Raw genomic sequence first — 17,856 nt, forward strand, 5'->3', positions numbered from 1 at the left:
GCCGACCGAAGGGAACCCGCCGCCGCATCCGTCGGGCGGGGCGGCCGGACACCCCTTAGGACCTGTCGTCGAACCGCCGTCGTCGCCCGCACGGCAGGCGGCAGTTCGGCGACAGGCCCTAGAGTGCGGGGGTGCCTTCGTACAGCATTGGCCAGGCCGCGCAGCTGCTGGCCGTGAGCCCGGAAACGGTCCGCCGGTGGGCGGACGGCGGTCACCTCGCGATGGACCGGAGCAGCTCGGGGAACCGGCTGATCGACGGCGTGAGCCTGGCGGCCTTCGCCACGGAGCGTGCGGCCGGACTCCATCCGGTGCCGGAGGGCGGCGCCCTGACCTCGGTCCGCAACTCGTTCGCCGGCATCGTCACCGCCGTCAGGATGGACGACATCGTGGCCCAGGTGGAGATCCAGTCCGGCCCGCACCGGCTGGTGTCGCTGATCAGCCGCGAGTCGGTGGAGGAACTCGGCCTGGAGGTGGGCGTGCTGGCGACGGCCCGGGTCAAGTCGACCAACGTGCACATCGACCGCCCCGGAAGCCCGGCCTGACCCGCCGCCGCGCGGTCACCGCACGGCGGATGTGAGGGTGCACCCGGCCTCAGCGCCACAGAAGCGACCCCTATAAGGGCTGTGGCCTGGCAGCCGCGATTCGACGGGACGTCCGCCGGGCATACCCCCTTGGCAGCCGCCGCCCTGCGGGCCGTCCGATCGGGGGAATGAGCATGAGCCGACCCGGTGCGCCACTCGGCCCCTCCGCCCCACAGCCCGCGTCGCTCTCCGTGATCGGCGAGGTCGGCCTGCTCGCCACCCTGACGGTGCGCGATCTGCGCGAGGGGTGGCCTCGGCACCGGGCCGAGGTCGTCTTCGACTGCGCCACCGGCGGGCCGCGACACCATGTGTTCGAGGGCCCCTTGCTGCGCGAGGTCGCTCTCGCCTCGCACCCGCTCTTCGACGTCCGCCGCCGCAAGGACCGCTCCCGGTTCGCCCTGGCCGTGTCCGGCGGCGACGGGCACCGCACGGTGCTGGCCTGGGCGGAGATCGACGCCGATTTCGGCAACGCGCCCGTCCTCCTGGCCACCCGGCTCGACGGGGAGGACCTGGACGCCGTCGGCAGTCAGCTGGTGGTCCCCGTCGACCGGTGCGGGGCGCGCTACATCAGCGCCGTGACACGGGTCCGGATCGGAGCGTGGCCGGGAGGCTGGTAGAGCGGGCGGCATCGGCCGGCGGGCCGGCGAAACGGGAGGCCGTTCGGTCGCGGTCAGGTCTCGGAATACCCCGAAGAGTTGACGTTTAGGTTAGGCAAACCTTAGATACTCATGACTGTTCTTTGAGAAAGGCTTTGCCATGAGACGCACAACCTCTCGTCGTATCTCCGCTCTGGCCGCGGTCGCCCTCCTTGTGCCGCTCGCCGCCGCCTGCGGTTCCGACGACAAGGGCGCCAAGGACAGCGGCACAGCTGCCGAGGAGAAGGCGACCGGGCCGCTGGTCATCTACTCCGGGCGGAACGAGGAACTCATAGCCCCGCTGCTGGAGAAGCTGGAGAAGGCCACCGGCACCAAGGTCGAGGTCCGCTACGGCGACAGCGCCGAACTCGCCGCCCAGCTCCTGGAGGAGGGCGACAAGACCAAGGCGGACATCTTCTTCTCCCAGGACGCCGGTGCCCTCGGGGCCCTGGCCAAGGCGGGCCGGCTCGACGCGCTGCCGCAGGGGACCCTCGACCGGGTCGACACGAAGTACCGCGCCGAGGACGGCAACTGGGTCGGCGTCTCGGGCCGGGCCCGCGTCATCGCCTACAACAGCGACAAGGTGGCCAAGGCGCCGGAGAGCGTCAAGGACCTCACCAAGCCGGAGTGGAAGGGCAAGGTCGGCTACGCCCCGACCAACGCCTCGTTCCAGGCGTTCGTCACCGGTATGCGCGTGCTGGAGGGCGACGACGCCACCCGTACCTGGCTCAAGGACTTCAAGGCCAACGAGCCCCAGGTCTACGAGAAGAACGGCGCCGTCCTCACGGCGGTCGACGACGGCAAGGCCGAACTCGGTCTCATCAACCACTACTACTGGTACGAGAAGGCGGCCGAGGAGGGCGCGGACAAGCTCAAGTCCGCGCTGAGCTTCCCGAAGAAGGGCGACCCGGGCGCGCTCGTCAACGTCGCGGGCGTCGGCGTCCTCAAGGGCAACGACCAGAAGGCCGCCGCGCAGAAGGCCGTCGACTTCCTCCTCGCCGAGGAGGCCCAGACGTACTTCGCCGACGAGACCCACGAGTACCCGCTGGCCGCCGGTGTCACCAGCAAGGCCGACCTCCCGGAGCTGGACACCCTGGGCGTGCCCGAGATCGACCTCGGCAAGCTGGAGTCGCTCGAAGTGACGCTGGAGATGCTGCGGGAAGCCGGGATGGTCTGACCCGTATGAACGACCCGGGTACCCGGGGCCCCGAAGCCCCGCCGGCACCCGCCCGTACCGCCACCCGCCCGGACGCCGCCCACGCGGCGTCCGGGCGCGGGCGTGCCGGGCGGAGGCCGCCTCTCGTCCTGATCCTCACCGCCTCCGTCGCCGCCGCCCTGGCCCTGCTTCCGCTCCTCTATCTGGGCGTACGGGCGCTGGAGCGCGGTCCCGCCTTCGCCTGGGGGGCCGTGGCCACCGGCCGTACGGGCCAACTGCTCGCCCACAGCGTGGGCCTGGCCCTCGTGGTGGTCGTCGCCTCCCTCGTGCTCGGCGTCTCCCTCGCCTGGCTCACCACGCGCACCGCGCTGCCCGCCGCCCGCACCTGGTCGGTGCTCGCCACGCTGCCGCTCGCGGTGCCCAGTTACGTCGCGGCCTTCGCCTGGGTCTCCGCGCGCCCGGGGCTCGCCGGGTTCGGCGGCGCGGCGCTCGTGCTGACCCTGGTCAGCTACCCGTACGTCTATCTCCCGGTCGCGGCGGCGCTGCGCGGGATCGACCCCGCCCAGGAGGAGGCGGCACGCTCGCTCGGGCACGGTCCCTGGCGGACGTTCCGGCGCGTCACGCTCCCCCAGTTGCGGCCCGCTGCGGCGGGCGGCGGGCTGCTGGTCGCCCTCTACGTCCTCTCCGACTTCGGGGCCGTGTCGATCATGCGGTACGAGACGTTCACCCTGGCCATCCACACGTCGTACAAGGCGAGTTTCGACCGCACCCCGGCCGCGGCGCTCGGGGTCGTGCTGGTCCTCATGACCGTGCTGCTGGTCGCCGCCGAATCCCGTACGCGCGGCCGCGCCGGGTCGGCACGGACCGGCTCCGGAACGGCGCGGCCCGCGGTGCCCGCGCTCCTCGGCCGGCTGCGGCTGCCCGCACTGGCCTGGTGTTCCGCGGTCGCCGCGGCCGGGGTGGCCTTTCCGCTCGGCACCCTGGCGTACTGGCTGACCGTGGGCAACTCCGCCACCTGGGAGCCCGCCCGGCTGCTGGAGACCGGGACGACGACCCTGCTGGTCGCGGCCCTCGGCGCCCTGCTGACCACCGTCCTCGCCCTGCCGGTCGGGGTGCTCGCCGCCCGGTACCGGGGGCGCGCCGCGCACTTCCTGGAGCAGGCGGCGTACGCGGGCCACGCCGTACCCGGGATCACGGTCGCGCTCGCCATGGTCTTCCTCGCCGTGCGCTACGCCTATCCCCTGTACCAGGAGCTGCCGTTGCTGGTGATCGCCTACGCGGTGCTCTTCCTCCCCGTGGCCGTCGGCGCGACCCGGGCGGCGGTCCTGCAGTCCCCGCCGGTGCTGGAGGACGTGGCCCGTTCGCTGGGCCGGGGTCCGGTACGGGTCCTGCGCGAGGTGACCGTGCCGCTCGCCGCCCCCGGGATCGCCGCGGGGGCCGCGCTCACCTTCGTCGTCTGCATGAAGGAACTCCCCGCCACCCTGCTCCTGCGCCCCACAGGCATGGACACCCTGGCCACCCGGCTGTGGACCGAGACCGGCACGGCCTCGTACGCGGCGGCGGCCCCCTATGCGGCCGTTCTCGTCCTGACCGCCGCCGTCCCCGCGTACCTCCTCGGAAGGCACCGCACATGAGTGACCTGCACATCACCGGCCTGACCCGCTCCTACACCCCCGGGGTCCGGGTCCTGGACGGGCTGGACCTCACCGTTCCCGGTGGGCGGCTGGCCGCGGTGCTGGGCCCCTCCGGCTGCGGCAAGACCACGATGCTGCGGATCGTGGCGGGGTTCCTGCGGCCGGAGGCGGGTTCGGTCGCGCTCGGCGGGCGGACCCTGACCGGTCCGGGCGTCCATCTCCCGCCGGAGCGGCGCAGGATCGGGATCGTCCCGCAGGAGGGCGCGCTCTTCCCGCACCTGGACGTGGCCCGCAACGTGGCCTTCGGGCTGGCGGACCTGCCCCGTGGCGAGCGCCGCCGGCGCACCGAGGAGATGCTCGGACTCGTCGGCCTGCCCGGCTACGGCCCCCGCATGCCCCACGAACTCTCGGGCGGTCAGCAGCAACGGGTCTCCCTGGCACGGGCGCTGGCCCCGGCACCCGCCCTGGTGCTGCTGGACGAGCCGTTCAACGCGCTCGACAGCGCCCTGCGTGCCGGGGTGCGGGCCGATGTCCGCGCCGCGCTCCGGGCGACCGGGGCCACCGGCGTCCTGGTCACCCACGACCAGCAGGAGGCGCTGTCCACCGCGGACCTGGTCGCGGTCGTCCGGTCCGGCCGGGTCGCCCAGTGCGGGACGCCGGAGGAGGTGTACCGCAGGCCGGCCGACCCGTGGGTGGCGGGCTTCGTGGGCGGTGCCGTGCTGCTGCCCGGCAAGGGCGAGGGCGCCACCGCCCGCACCGCCCTCGGTCCCGTACGCCTGGAGGTCCCGGCCGACGGGGGCGGCGGAACGGTGGTGCTGCGGCCCGAACAGCTCGCCCTGACCGCCCCGTCGGACGGTACGGCGCGGGCCACGGTGGCGGACGTCTCGTTCCACGGGGCCGACACGCTGGTGAGCGTCACCGTGCCGGGGGTGGACGCGCCGGTACAGGTGCGCGCCACCGGCCCGGTGGACCGGCGCCCCGGCGACCCGGTCGGGATCGCCGTCACGGGAACCGGCACCCTCCACGCCTCCGACGAACCGTTCCGGACGGCTTCGGCGCCTGAGTGAGGCCACCCTCTTTCCCGTCCGGCGGGAGAATCCCCACGATTCCGGGCGCGGTGGCAGGCACACCACCCCCGCACCGGCTGTCCGCGGCCGCCCGGACCCGGTACTCCGCGTACGGCACGATGGCGTAGGGCGGCGTACGGGCCCGGGGCGGCCGGGGCGGTTCGGTGGCCGGCCGGGGGACGGAGGCCGACCCGGGGCCCGCACCCCGGCCGGTGCGTGCGGCAGCGTCCGCCCCACCCGCTCAGCCTCCGTGCAGGGCCGTCCTCAGGGCGTCGACGGCGAGCTTGCGGGCGACCGTGGCCGCCCGGGTGTCGCGCAGACTGTCCAGGAGCAGGAAATCGTGGACCATGCCCGCCACCCGGACGGAGGTCACGTCCACACCGGCCTCCCGCAGCCTGTTGGCGTACAGCTCCCCCTCGTCGCGCAGGACATCGGCCTCGTCGGTGATGACCAGGGTGGTGGGCAGCCCCTGGAGCTGCTCCAGGGAGGCCCGCAGCGGGGAGGCGTACACCTCGGTGCGGCGGGCGGGGTCGGGGATGTAGGCGTCCCAGAACCACTTCATGCCGTCGCGGGTGAGGTAGTAGCCCTCGGCGAACTGGAGGTACGAGGGGGTGTCGAAGTCGGCGTCGGTCACCGGGTACAGCAGGACCTGCGCCTTGAGGTCGATCCCGCCGCGCTCCTTGTTCATCAGCGCGAACACGGCCGACATGCAGCCGCCGACCGACTCGCCGGTGACGGCGATCCGCGAGGTGTCCAGGCCGTGTTCCGCGCCGTGCTCCAGGACCCACCGGCCCACGGCGTAGTTCTGCTCCACCTGGGTGGGGTACCTGTCCTCGGGCGCCCGGTCGTAGACGGGGAAGACCCCGGCCGCACCGGCGCCGACGGTGAGTTCGCGGAAGAGCCGGTCATGGGTCCTGTCGTCGCCGAAGACCCAGCCGGCGCCGTGGATGTAGAAGACCACCGGCAGCGGCCCGGTGGTCCCCGCGGGCCGGATGATCCGGGTACGGACCGTGCCCCACTGCCCCGCGTCCACGTCGACCCACTCCTCGTCGACGTCCGGACGGGGGACGCTCTCGTCGCTCTGCAGGCCGAGCAGGATGTCGCGGCCCTTCTCCGGAGGGACCTCGTAGATCCGGGGGTGCGGGTCGGTGGCCTCGCACAGTTCCCTGGCGGCGGGTTCGAGGTAGGGCGTGATCGGAGGGGGAAGGTCGGTCATGTCAGCTCCCTGTCGCGGGCACGCGCGGGTGCCCTGTTCGCGGTCGCACGGGTGCCTCGGATCGCGGGGCGCACCGGCGTACTGCCGGGAGCCTCACCGCCGTACCGCCGTCGGTCCTCACCGAGGTGCTGCCGTGGGTCTCACCGGCCGGTGCGGCCGAGGGCGCCCCGGCGCCCATGCCCGGTTTCCATCGTTCGCGCCCCTTTCCTCCGCCGCAACCGGCGCGGGAGCGACCGGGGCCCACGAGGCCGCACCTCCCGGGCCGACGTCCCGCCGTCCGGCACCCCGAGGACGACCACGGCCCGGTGGGCGTCCAGCCCCTGCCCAGCTGATTCGAATTATGTAAATATAGAGCCATGACCAGGATGAAGGCACTGTCAACGGCCCTGCTCGTCGACGGCCGCACGGCGGAAGCGTGCTGCCCGCCCCTCTCCGAGCGTCCTCTGAGCAGCGAGGAGGCCGAGGTGGCCGCCCGGCTCTTCAAGGCTCTCGGCGACCCGATCCGCCTGCGCCTCCTGTCGGCCGTCGCGTCGCACAAGGACGGCGAGGCCTGTGTGTGCGACATATCCGATGTCGGGGTCTCCCAGCCGACGGTCTCCCACCACCTGCGGAAGCTCCGCGAGGCGGGGCTGCTGACCTCGGAACGCCGGGGCACCTGGATCTACTACCGGGCCGACCCCGTGACCCTCGCGGCGATGGAGCGCATCCTCTCCGCGGCCTCCGGGCGGGCCTGATCCCGCCCGGGGCTCAGCCGGACGCGGACCGGACGCGGTGCAGGGTCAGGTCCGCCAGGCCCGCGCCGCGGAACGGGCGGAGGTCCACCTCTCCTGCGCTGAACAGACGGCCCGACAGCGGAGCCGTGACGGCCGCCTGCTCGCTCTCCGCCGCCGCGTAGGCGAGCAGCAGGGCGGGATCGGACAGGGCGGTGAAGCCGGTCACGCGGTCGGCCTGGTGGGAGCCGCTTCCCGGCTCGACCGCCTGACCGGGTACGGCGGTGCAGCCGAGCCGCGACTTGAAGCTGAACAGGCCCGCGTTGCCGAGGTGGCCGTAGAGGTTGACGTCCCGGCCGAGCGTCGCCCAGTGCCTGCCCCGCTCCCGCGCCCGGCGCATCGTCTCCCAGTACAGCACCCGGGAGAGGCTGCCGCTCCGCTGCCCCTGGGTCACCGCCGAGAAGCGCGCCCGCATCTCGTCGCGGTCCGGGAGGTCCTCGTTCAGGCAGGCTCCCACCAGGGACGCGCCGCTCCGGACGGTGACCGTGCAGTAGGAGCGGGCCCGGTCCAGGATGTCGGCCTGTTGCCGGACTGCGACCGGCCAGCCGTGCCGCATGCCGGCGATCTGCTTCTCGTACAGTTCGAGGAACTCGTCCAGCAGCGCGGGCGTCAGGGGCTCCGTACCGATCAGCAGCTCCGCATCGGCCGCCCTGCGGTAGGCGGAGCGGATGTCGTAGCGGTCCTTGCCCGAGAGGGTGGCGAGGTAGGCGTCCTCGGAGGCCCGCACCTCCGCCCGCCACATGATCACTTGGGGTTTGGGGTGGAATCCCGCTTCCCTCAGCCGTGGCCAGGCCGCGTACGGCGGGTCCTGCACCCGCACGACGTCGACCTCGTGTTCATGGACCCGCCACTGCCCGCTCAGCGCCTGGTCCACATCGACCAGGGCCAACGGCAGCCCCAGGGAGCGGACGATCACGAGACGCCCGCCAGGTCCTTGGGAGAGGCCGGCGCCTGCACGGCCCTCCTCGCACCGCGGCCGGTGTCCGACGCCGAGGAGGACGTGAAGCGGCGCAGCCGCAGGCTGTTGGTCACCACGAAGATGCTCGACAGCACCATGGCCGCCGCCGCGATCATCGGGTTGAGGACCCCCGACGCGGCGAGCGGGATGCCGGCGAGGTTGTAGATGAACGCCCAGAACAGGTTGCCCTTGATGGTGCCGAGGGTCCGCCGGGAGAGGCGTACGGCGTCGGCGGCGTCCCGCAGGTCGCCCCGGACCAGGGTGATGTCGCTCGCCTCGATGGCCACGTCGGTTCCCCCGCCGATGGCGATGCCCAGATCGGCCTGGGCCAGGGCGGCGGCGTCGTTGATGCCGTCGCCGACCATGGCGACGGTGCGCCCCTCCTCCTGGAGGCGGCGGACGACGGCCGCCTTGTCCTGGGGGAGGACCTCGGCATGGACGTCGGTGATCCCCATGGCGTCGGCGATGCGCCGGGCCGCCCCGGCCGTGTCGCCGGTGAGGAGGACGGGGGTCAGCCCCAGTGCGCGCATCTGGTCGACCGCCCGGCGGCTGGTGGGCTTGGCCTCGTCCGCGACGTACAGCAGGCCCCGCACCCGGCCGCCCCAGCCGACCGCGACGGCGGTCCGGCCGCTGTTCTCCAGGTCCGTCAGGCTCCGTGCCAGAGCCTCCGGCATCACCATCCGCTCACCGACCCAGCTGGGCCGGCCGACCACGATCTCGCGCTCGCCGACCCGGCCCTCGACGCCGAACCCGGCGCTGGCGCGGAATCCGTCCACCTTGGGAAGCTCCGGGGCCACCTGGGCGGCCGCCGCGGTCACCGCCGTCGCGATGGGGTGTTCGGAGGCCTGTTCCAGCGCCGCCGCGAGGACCAGCAGTTCGTCGCGGTCCGTGCCCTCCCCGTACGCCGTCGCCACCAGCCGCATCCGGCCGGTCGTCACCGTGCCGGTCTTGTCCAGGACGACGGTGTCGATGCGCCGGGTCGACTCGAGGATGTGCGGCCCCCGGATGACGATGCCCAGTTGCGCGCCGCGTCCGGTGCCCACGAGCAGGGCCGTGGGGGTGGCGAGTCCGAGGGAGCAGGGGCAGGCCACCACGAGCACGGCGACCGAGGCGGTGAGCGCGGCCGCCGCTCCTCCGCCGTTGCCGATCCAGAATCCGGCGACGGCCACCGCGATACCGATGACGACGGGGACGAAGACGGCGGCGATCCGGTCGGCCAGCCGCTGGACCGGGGCCTTGCCGGCCTGGGCCTCGGAGACGAGCCGGCCGATGTGGGCGAGCTGGGTGTCGGCCCCCACCCGCTCGGCCCGGACCACCAGGCGCCCGCTGGTGTTGACGGTGGCTCCGGTGACGGCGTCGCCCTCGGCGACCTCCTGCGGCACGCTCTCACCGGTCAGCATGGAGACGTCCACGGCGGAGGCGCCTTCGACGACCACGCCGTCGGTGGCGATCTTCTCGCCCGGACGCACCACGAAGAGATCGCCGACGCGCAGTTCGCCGACGGGGACGGCCAGTTCCTGGCCTGCGCGCAGGACAGTGACGTCCTTGGCGCCGAGTTCGAGCAGCGCCCGCACCGCGCTGCCCGCCCGCCGCTTTGCCCGGTGCTCCGCGTACCGGCCCACCAGGACGAACAGGGTGAGGGAGGTGGAGACCTCCAGATAGATGTGGTGCGACCCCTGCCCCGGGGTCGGGACCATGATGAACGGCATCCGCATGCCGGTCACCCCGGCCCAGCCGAAGAACAGCGCGTACAGCGACCAGCCGAAGGAGGCGAGGACACCGATGGAGACCAGGGAGTCCATGGTCCCGGAGGCCTGGCGGAGGTTCTTCCAGGCGGCGGTGTGGAACGGCCAGGCGCCCCAGACGGCGACGGGCGCCGCGAGGGTGAGGGAGAGCCACTGCCAGTGGTCGAACTGCAGGGGCATGATCATGGCCATGGCCATGACCGGCAGCGTGAGGGCGGCGCAGACCAGGATGCGCTGCCGCATGGCGGCCAGTTCGCGGTCGGCGGCGGCCTCCGCCGTCTCGCCGGGCTCCTGAGCCACCGCGGCGGTCTCGGGCGGTGGCGGCAGGGTGGCGGTGTACCCCATCTTCGTCACCGTGCCGATGAGTTCGTCGACGGTGTGGCGGTCGTCGAAGCTCACGTGGGCCCGCTCCAGGGCGAAGTTGACCTCGGCCGTCACGCCGTCGAGCCGGTTCAGCTTGCGCTCGATCCGGGCGGAGCACGCTCCGCAGGTCATGCCTCCGATGTCGAGCGTGACCACGGCTGGTGCCGTCGTGGCAGTGCCGGCCATGAGGGGAGTCTCCATTCGGTGGGGCTGGCGGGTCAGAGGGGCGGCAGGGCTCTGCCGAGCAGCCAGGCCAGGCCGAAACATCCGACGAGGACCACGGCGTACAGCGTGAGCCGGAGGGAGGGCGTCACGCCGCCGTCCCCGCGAACTCGTAGCCGGTGCGCTCGACGGCCGACCGGACGGCCTCGGGGGCGACGTCACGGGGCGAGGTGACGGTCACCCGGCCGGTCCGGTGGTCGACGGCCACGGCGGTGTCCTCCCCGAGGTCCGCCTCGATGGCCGTACGGATGCGCTTGGCGCACCCCCCGCAGGTCATCCCGCGCACTTCGAAGACGGTGGCCCTATCCATGGTGTGCTCCTGTTCCCGTGGTCCTGGGGGTGGTCTTGACGGTGGTCTTGAGGTAGGTGCCGATGCGGTCGAGGGCGCGGACGATGTCGTCGGTGCCGACGCCGTAGGAGAGCCGGACGTGGTCCGGGGCGGCGAAGTCGTTGCCGGGCATGACGGCGACCCCGGCGTGCTCCAGCAGGTCGCGCGCGAAGGTTCCGGCGTCCTCGCCCGGCCGGGTGCAGAGCGCGCCGACGTCCACGAAGGCGAAGAAGCCGCCCTGCGGCGGTGCCGTCAGGCGGAGCGGCGGCAGCGCGCAGATGCCGTCGCGCAGGAGCGTGCGGCGGATGCTCAATTCGGCTGCCCTGCGCTCCAGTTCCGCCTCGGTTCCGTCGGTCAGGGCGGCGAGCGCGGCGTACTGCGAGATCGACGAGGGGGCCGAGCTGGTGTGGCCCTGGACGGCGGTGAGGGCGGCGGCGACCGGGGAAGTCGCCGCCGCGAAGCCGATGCGCCAGCCCGTCATGGCGTACGTCTTGGAGAAGCCGCCGACCGTGACGGTCCGTCCGGCGATGTCGGGGCCCAGGGAGGCGACGGCGGTGAAGGACGCGCCCTCGTGGACGAGGTCGCCGTAGATCTCGTCGGTCACGACGGTCAGCCCGTGTTCGACGGCCGCCCGTGCCAGGGCGAGCAGTTCGGAGCGTTCGTACACCACGCCTGTGGGGTTGGAGGGGTTGTTGAGCAGGAGGACCCGGGAGCGCGGGGTCAGGTGGGCCACGAGCGCTTCCGGGGTGAGCTTGAAACCGGTGGCCGCGGTGGGCACCGTCACCGGCACCGCGCCCGCGAGGCGGATCATGTGCGGGAAGCTGACCCAGTACGGAGCCGGGAGGATCACCTCGTCGCCGGGTTCGCACAGGAGGGTGAAGACCTGGGCGAGCGCCTGTTTGGCCCCGTTGGTGGTGACGATCTGCGACGCGTCGTAGGGGCAGCCCCAGTGCTCGGTGAGGCGCCGGGCGATGGCCTCGCGCAGCGGACCGATGCCGGCCACCGGGGTGTAGCGGGTCCGGCCCTCGGAGATGGCGCGCCGGGCCCCGTCGGCCGCCTGGGCGGGGGTGGGGAAGTCGAGTTCGCCGCCGGTGAGGTTGATGATGTCCGCACCGGCGGCGATCCTGGCCTTGATCCCGGCGTCCAGGGCCGCGGTGCTGGACGCGGGCAGGGAGCGGGCGCGGCTGCTGAGCACGGGTCAGTCCTTCGCCGTCAGGTTGAACGCGGTGGTGGACTTCTCCCCGGCGGCGGGGACGACGGTGACGGTGATCCGCCACTCGCCCGGCATGCCCAGGACGAGCTTGGCCTCGTAGCCGTCGCCCTTGGGGCGTGCCGTCTGGTTGCCGCCCTTCATCTTCATGTTGGGCATCTCGGGGTTGATCTCGACCTTGGCGCCGGGGACGGCCTTGCCCCCGGCGTCCTTCACCTCCACCCCGGCCGTGCCCGCCGCTCCCCCGCCGGTGGGCGGGCAGGGGCTCACGGTGAGGGTGACCTCCAGACCCGCGTCGGACTTGGTGGCGCGGCAGTCGGCGTCCAGGTCGCTCTCCGCCGACGATCCGCCGTTCGCGTCCGGGTTCGCGGTGGCCGTGCAGCCGGTCAGGGCGGCCGCGGCCAGGAGCACGGTCGCCGCCGCCCGGCGCCCGGCCCCCCGGGTGGTGCGGGGCCCGGTCGGGTACGCCGCCGTCGTGGCCCTTCCGCCGAGCCGGAAGGGGGCCGTGCGCCGGGTCATGGGTCCTCCTAGGGACGTTCGGTACGGGATGGTCAGCCGCAGCAGGACGACTTCTTGGGCGCCTCGGCGCTCCCGGGCTCCGCGGCGGCGGGCTTGGGGCCGCAGCACGAGGAGGCCTTCTTCGGGGCCGCGGCCTGGTCTGCGGCGGGCTTCGGCCCGCAGCAGGACGAGGCCTTCTTCGGTTCGGCCGGGGCTTCGGCGGGGGGCTTCGGCCCGCAGCACGAGGAGGCCTTCTTCGGCTCGGCCGGGGCCTGGTCGGCGGCCGGGGGCTGCTGCTGGGCGGCGTTCCAGAACAGGGAGCCGAGGTTCGTCTCAGACATGGGCGTTGTCCTTTCCAGAGGTGTTCCCGGGGGTGCGGCCCTCCTGGGCGTCGCACAGTTCGGTGAGGCGTCCGCCGGCGGTGAAGAGTTCGACGGGGCGGCCCGATTCGACGATCCGTCCGTCCTCGATGACGAAGACCCGGTCGAGGTCCTCCACCAGCGGGAGCCAGTGGGCGACGACGACGGCCGTACGGCCTTCGAGCAGGCGGCGGATGGCGGAGAGGACGAGGCGCTGCCGTTCCGGGTCGACGCTGGAGACGGCTTCGTCCAGGACGATGACGCGGGGGTCGGCGAGCATCGCCCGGACCAGGGCGATCAGCTGGCGTTCACCGACGGAGAGCCGGGAGCCGCGCTCCCCGACCCGGGTCCCGTACCCGTTGCGCAGTCCCATGATCGCCTCGTGCGCGCCGAGGCTCTTCGCCGCCTCGACGACCTCCTCGTCCGTGGCGTCGGGCCGGCCGAAGAGGATGTTCTCGGTGACCGTGCCGTCGAAGAGCTGTGCCTCCTGGGTGACGAGGAGGACCTGGGAGCGGACCGAGGCGCTGCTGATGCCGGTCAGGTCGTGTCCGTCGATGCTGACCGTGCCGCCGGTGGGCGTGTAGAGCCGCACCAGCAGCTGCATCAGGGTGCTCTTGCCGGCACCGCTGGTTCCGACGATCCCGATGTGCTGCCCCGGCTCCGCCTTCAGGGTGATGCCGTGGAGGACCTCGGGGCCGCCGTCGTAGGCGAAGGTGACGTCGTCGAAGGCCACGCTTCCTTCGACGGGCGGCAGGGTGCCCGTACCGCTCCGCTCCTCCTCCAGGTCGAGGACGTCCAGGATGCGGCGGGCCGAGGTGGCGATGTCGGACGACTGGCCGAGCAGGTGGGCGAGGTCCCGGACCGGGTTGAGCATGCGCTTGACGAAGAGGGCGAAGGCGGCGAGGGTGCCGGCGGCCAGGGCCGTTCCGGACGCCATGCCCATGGACGCCATCATCGTGTCGGTGCCCATGAGCATCCAGGTCATCGGCATCATCCCGGCGGCCATGTCGAAGAAGAAGCCGGAGCCGAGCTGGTGGCCGTTGATGATCTGGAGGCCGCCGAAGAAGATCAGCAGGCCGAGGGCGAGGAAGACGCTGAACCCCAGGTGGGAGGTGAGCCAGAGCCGTTTGCGCGAGAGCCGGTTGTGGACCTTGCTGTACGCCTCGGAGCGGGCGCGCAGGTCCGCCAGCACGGCGTCCTCCTGGCCGAAGGCGCGGATGTCCGCGAGCCCGTCGACGCGCTGGTCGAGGTAGCCGACCATCCGGTCCCAGCCCTCGCGCTGCTTGCGGGTGTCGGGCCGCAGCTTCCGGGTCCACACCACCGCGATCCAGACCATCAGCGGGATGGTGACCAGCGTGGGCAGCGCCACGAGGGGACTGAGCGCGAGCAGGAAGACGGCGAAGGCGAGGAACCAGATGACGCTGTTGGCCACCTCCATCAGGGACTTGGTGAGGAAGCCGCGGAAGCGGTTCGCCTCGAAGAGCACCCGGGTGACCCACTCGCCGCTGGCCTGGGAGACGTGGCGCGAGAGCTGCACGTTGTGCAGGCGGACGACCAGGTCGTTGCGGATGGTGACGGACAGGTCCTCGTTGGTCCGGATCATCGCCGAGTTGTAGACGATGCGGATGATGTTCTCCACGACGGTCAGCACGACGAGGTTGACCGCCGTGGACTGCACGGCGCTCATGTCGCCGATGACGATCTGGCCGATGCCGGCCATCACCGTGTACATGACGGCGATGGTGGCGATGGAGTTGAGGATGGCCATCAGCGTGGCGACGCCGAGCCAGAACCAGTGGGGCCGCAGGTAGGGCAGGAATCTGCGGGCCGCCTTCACCAGCGCCTTCCGCGCTTCCCGGCCCTCCAGGGGTGCCTCGTGCGGGGTGACGGTCATGACGCCTTTCCTCCCTCGGGGGCGGCCGCCCCGGCGAGCGGTGCCAGGGCCTTCCCCGGGGTGTCCGGGAGGGCGAGGCCGATGGTCCGGTCGACGTAGCGGGCGACCGCGGGCTGCTGGGAGGCGATGATCAGGGTGCGTCCGTTGCGGACCCGCAGGACGGTCTCCAGCAGGGCGGCCTCGGTCTCCGCGTCCAGGTTCGCCGTGGGGTTGTCCAGCAGCAGGACCTCCGGGTTGACCAGCAGCGCCCGGGCCAGGCCGATGCGCTGGCGCTCCCCCGCCGAGAGGTCCAGGGTGCTGGCGCCGAAGCGCCGGTCGAGGGGGAGGTGGGAGAGGCCCGCGGCCGTGACGGCCTGCGCGACCTTCTCGTCGGAGGCGTCGGGCCGCACGAAGCGCACGTTCTCGGCGAGCGTCCCCTCGAAGACCCACTGCCGCTGCGGCAGGCAGACGATGTGGCGGCGCAGGCTCTCGGGGGCGTACGCGCGGGCGTCGACGCCGTCGTACGTGACGGAGCCGCCGTCCGGGTCGCGGAGCCGGGCCAGCACGTGCAGGAGGGTGGACTTGCCGCTGCCGGTCGGTCCCTTCAGGGCGACGACGGCGCCCGGCTCGACACGGAGGCCGACCCCGTCGAGGACGCGTCGGCCCGCGAGGTCGACGGTGACGTCCCGGAGCTCGATGGCCCCGATCGACGGGACGTCGGTGCGGCCCTCGTGTGCCTTGAGCACGGAGGGCGCGTCCATGATGCGCAGGAGGCGCTGCGCGGTCACGACGCTCCGGAAGGCTCCGTTGGTGTGCATGGCGAGCATGTGGATGCTCATCTGGAACATCATGACCAGCGCGACGACGGCGACGAGATCACCGACGGTGCTGGTGCCGTTGAGCACGCCCTGTCCGCCGGCCCAGAGGGCGATCGGGGTGGGGAGACCGCCGATGACGTTGAGGGTCGCCTCCCAGCGGCTGTAGGTCCGCTTCATCCGGCCGTCGCGCCGTGCGTGGTCCTGGTTGACCTTGTCCAGGCGGCTGGAGGCGTCGGACTCGCGCCCGAAGGACTTCACCACGTTGATGTTGGCGAGGGACTCCCCCACCCCGCTGAGCAACTTGGTGAACTGGCCCTTGAGTTCGGCGAACGCCTTCTGCAGCCGGAGCTGGACGGTGAAGTTCCCGATGATGACGAAGACCATGGGGATGACGGCGAGCAGGGTGGTGCGGGCGTCGATGAGGATCGCGGTGATCAGCATCGCGAGGGTGACGAGCACCTGGTTGAGCAGTTCCAGCAGACCGCCGTTGGTGAGTCCGCGTACGGAGACCGCGTCGGAGACCAGGCGGGTGAGCGCCCGTCCGCCGGAGGCCTCCGCGATGTCGGCGGGGCCGAGGTGGATGAGCTTGCGGAAGAGGTCCTCCCGCAGGTCGTTGACGGCCCGGCTGGCGACGGAGAAGCGGATGCGCTTGCCGAAGTGGAGCAGGGCCGTGGTCGCGGCGCCGGCGAGCAGGACGCCGAGGGAGGTGTAGAGCAGGGTCTCCGTCGCTCCGCCGAGGACCCCGACGTCGATGGCGTACCGGGTGAGGAGCGGTACGGCGATGTTGCCGAGGAGACCGAGGAACATGACCACGGTGGCGATGGTCATCTCGCGGCGGTAGCGCAGCGGGTAGCCATAGATGAAGCGCAGCGCGCGTAGCGAGTCGTTCAACGTCGAGCCCCCTCTTGGTGGTTGGTCGGGTGGGTGGGTCCGAGCGGGCCGCACCCGGAAGGGTGCGGCCCGCCGTGATGCCGCTGGACTAGTCGCAGCAGGCGCAGGCGCAGCCGCACTCGGTGCCGTCTTCCGCGACGTCCTCGTTGCCGCTGGTCTCGCAGCAGCCGGACCCGATCATGTCGTCGGCCATGGCATCTCCCTTCTCGTTGATTCGATATTTTCAAAAGTATCGAATCACGGGGGTGCGGGAGCGTCAAGTGGTCACACGACGGCGGGAGTTGTCAGCAGCAGCTGGTGTGGGCACGGTCGACGGAGGCTTCCTCGACCTGCTCGTCGACCAGCCGTACGGCCAGCTGGGCCGTGATCCGCTCCAGGTCCCTCGCCAGCTGCCCGGGGCTCTCGCCGGCCAGCACGATGCGGCCGAAGGCGCCGCCGCGCGGGTGGCCGACCGGCAGCACGGACTCGCCCGGGGCCACGTCGAACTCGACGAAGGGCGGGTGGGGGGATTCGAGTTCCCGGAACGCGCCGACGGCCGAGGCGTCGTAGTCGATCCGCCCCGCCTCCTCGAAGACGATGCTGCGGTACAGACCGCAGGCGGCGTCGGCGGCCCGGGGCTCCCCGTACCGGCCGAGAGCGGCTTCGGCCGCCACGAGGCTCGGCTCCCACCCCGTGGTGGACCTGATCATCTCGACGGCCTGGCCCCCGGGGACACGGGGGTTGATCTCGCCCGCCCGCCAGCCGTCGGCCGTGAGGGTGAACTGCAGCGCCGCGACCCAGTCGTCCAGGCCGACGGCGTCCAGGGCGCGGTCCACCAGCCGGTCCAGCTCCTCCCGGTCCTCCGTGCCCAGCCGGGCGGGGAAGTGGCCGCCCACCTTGACGAAGGTCGGCGGCGGCCCCACCTCGCCCTCGACGACCCAGAGGACCCGGGTGACCCCGGCGGTACGGGCGGCGAAGACGCCGAACTCCGGCCCCCGGACGTACTCCTCCAGCAGGGCGCTCTCCCGGCCGCCCGCCAGGACGGCGGCCACGGCCCGCTCCGCCTCGGCGCGGGTGGCGCAGTACGCGAGCCCTGCGGCGCTGGACGCGTCGCGCGGCTTGACCACGACGGGCAGACCCAGCTCCTCGGCCGCCTCGCCGCCCTCCCCGGTGCCGCTCACGGTCCGGATGCGCGGCACCGGGACCCCGGCCGCTTCGAGCAGCCGGTGGGTGGCCGCCTTGTCGATGCAGTCCCGGGCCGCCCGCTCGGTGATGCCGTGGGCGAGCCCCAGCTCCTTCCGCAGCCGCCCGGCCAGCGGAACGAGCCGCTCGACGCCGGTGACGACCGCCTGGAAGGGCTGCTGGGCGTGGACGGCGGCCACCTGGCCGACGACGGCGCCCCAGTCCCCGAAGTCGACCTCCAGGGGGTAGTCCGCGAGCATGAGCTGATCGAGCGTCATGTTCTCCTCGGCGAAGACGACGTCGTAGCCGGTCTCCTCCTGGAGCCGCTGGACGGTACGCCGACCGCCGAGGACGAGAATGCGCGTGGACAA

General features: G+C 72.7%; 16 protein-coding genes. 6 read left to right on the forward strand and 10 right to left on the reverse strand.

Annotated features, from left to right (window positions below):
• The first annotated feature begins 131 nt into the window (after positions 1 to 131).
• The 5 genes from ACQ9ZG_RS01005 (at position 132) to ACQ9ZG_RS01025 (ending at position 5,073) form a co-directional block, all read left to right on the forward strand.
• Positions 132 to 542 (forward strand): TOBE domain-containing protein, encoded by a 411-nt coding sequence (locus tag ACQ9ZG_RS01005; RefSeq protein WP_028417159.1) that lies wholly within the window; start codon positions 132 to 134, stop codon positions 540 to 542.
• Between the two features lie 173 nt (positions 543 to 715).
• Entirely contained in the window at positions 716 to 1,198 is a 483-nt protein-coding gene (locus tag ACQ9ZG_RS01010; protein ID WP_109915477.1) for a molybdopterin-binding protein, read from the forward strand.
• Between the two features lie 139 nt (positions 1,199 to 1,337).
• Positions 1,338 to 2,393, forward strand: coding sequence for an iron ABC transporter substrate-binding protein (locus tag ACQ9ZG_RS01015; RefSeq protein ID WP_109915478.1), 1,056 nt, complete (start codon positions 1,338 to 1,340; stop codon positions 2,391 to 2,393).
• Positions 2,394 to 2,398: 5 nt separating this feature from the next.
• A complete protein-coding gene (locus ACQ9ZG_RS01020; protein ID WP_499279654.1) occupies positions 2,399 to 4,006 on the forward strand; it encodes an ABC transporter permease in 1,608 nt (535 codons plus the stop codon).
• Positions 4,003 to 5,073 (forward strand): ABC transporter ATP-binding protein, encoded by a 1,071-nt coding sequence (locus ACQ9ZG_RS01025; RefSeq protein ID WP_499279655.1) that lies wholly within the window; start codon positions 4,003 to 4,005, stop codon positions 5,071 to 5,073. The genes ACQ9ZG_RS01020 and ACQ9ZG_RS01025 overlap by 4 nt, the downstream gene beginning before the upstream one ends.
• A 241-nt stretch (positions 5,074 to 5,314) precedes the next feature.
• On the opposite strand, the gene ACQ9ZG_RS01030 is transcribed toward ACQ9ZG_RS01025, so the two are convergent.
• On the reverse strand, positions 5,315 to 6,289 hold the full coding sequence (locus ACQ9ZG_RS01030) for an alpha/beta hydrolase (RefSeq protein ID WP_084996701.1): 975 nt from the start codon (positions 6,287 to 6,289) through the stop codon (positions 5,315 to 5,317).
• Between the two features lie 356 nt (positions 6,290 to 6,645).
• Between ACQ9ZG_RS01030 and ACQ9ZG_RS01035 the strand changes: the two genes are divergently transcribed.
• Positions 6,646 to 7,023, forward strand: a complete 378-nt coding sequence (locus ACQ9ZG_RS01035) for an ArsR/SmtB family transcription factor (RefSeq protein WP_028417164.1) — start codon at positions 6,646 to 6,648, stop codon at positions 7,021 to 7,023.
• A gap of 13 nt (positions 7,024 to 7,036) precedes the next feature.
• On the opposite strand, the gene ACQ9ZG_RS01040 is transcribed toward ACQ9ZG_RS01035, so the two are convergent.
• From ACQ9ZG_RS01040 to ACQ9ZG_RS01080, 9 genes are all read right to left on the reverse strand, one after another.
• Positions 7,037 to 7,975, reverse strand: coding sequence for a GNAT family N-acetyltransferase (locus ACQ9ZG_RS01040; RefSeq protein ID WP_109915359.1), 939 nt, complete (start codon positions 7,973 to 7,975; stop codon positions 7,037 to 7,039).
• Entirely contained in the window at positions 7,972 to 10,311 is a 2,340-nt protein-coding gene (locus ACQ9ZG_RS01045) for a heavy metal translocating P-type ATPase (RefSeq protein ID WP_109915358.1), read from the reverse strand. Before ACQ9ZG_RS01045 ends, ACQ9ZG_RS01040 begins: the two co-directional genes overlap by 4 nt.
• A 124-nt stretch (positions 10,312 to 10,435) precedes the next feature.
• A complete protein-coding gene (locus ACQ9ZG_RS01050) occupies positions 10,436 to 10,657 on the reverse strand; it encodes a heavy-metal-associated domain-containing protein (RefSeq protein ID WP_028417167.1) in 222 nt (73 codons plus the stop codon).
• Positions 10,650 to 11,870 carry a pyridoxal phosphate-dependent aminotransferase gene (locus ACQ9ZG_RS01055; protein WP_109915357.1) on the reverse strand — a complete coding sequence of 407 codons (1,221 nt, stop codon included), beginning with the start codon at positions 11,868 to 11,870 and terminating at the stop codon, positions 10,650 to 10,652. The genes ACQ9ZG_RS01050 and ACQ9ZG_RS01055 overlap by 8 nt, the downstream gene beginning before the upstream one ends.
• 3 nt (positions 11,871 to 11,873) lie before the next feature.
• Positions 11,874 to 12,404: a FixH family protein gene (locus tag ACQ9ZG_RS01060; protein WP_499279657.1), complete on the reverse strand. Its 531-nt coding sequence runs from the start codon at positions 12,402 to 12,404 to the stop codon at positions 11,874 to 11,876.
• A gap of 32 nt (positions 12,405 to 12,436) precedes the next feature.
• Entirely contained in the window at positions 12,437 to 12,724 is a 288-nt protein-coding gene (locus tag ACQ9ZG_RS01065; RefSeq protein ID WP_109916050.1) for a hypothetical protein, read from the reverse strand.
• Positions 12,717 to 14,636, reverse strand: a complete 1,920-nt coding sequence (locus ACQ9ZG_RS01070; protein ID WP_109916049.1) for an ABC transporter ATP-binding protein — start codon at positions 14,634 to 14,636, stop codon at positions 12,717 to 12,719. Before ACQ9ZG_RS01070 ends, ACQ9ZG_RS01065 begins: the two co-directional genes overlap by 8 nt.
• Positions 14,633 to 16,324: an ABC transporter ATP-binding protein gene (locus ACQ9ZG_RS01075; protein WP_109916048.1), complete on the reverse strand. Its 1,692-nt coding sequence runs from the start codon at positions 16,322 to 16,324 to the stop codon at positions 14,633 to 14,635. The genes ACQ9ZG_RS01070 and ACQ9ZG_RS01075 overlap by 4 nt, the downstream gene beginning before the upstream one ends.
• A gap of 284 nt (positions 16,325 to 16,608) precedes the next feature.
• Positions 16,609 to 17,856, reverse strand: coding sequence for an ATP-grasp domain-containing protein (locus ACQ9ZG_RS01080; protein WP_109916047.1), 1,248 nt, complete (start codon positions 17,854 to 17,856; stop codon positions 16,609 to 16,611).

The sequence above is a fragment of the Streptomyces araujoniae genome, from assembly GCF_050871195.1.
In the GTDB taxonomy this organism is placed as follows: Bacteria; Actinomycetota; Actinomycetes; order Streptomycetales; family Streptomycetaceae; genus Streptomyces; species Streptomyces bacillaris.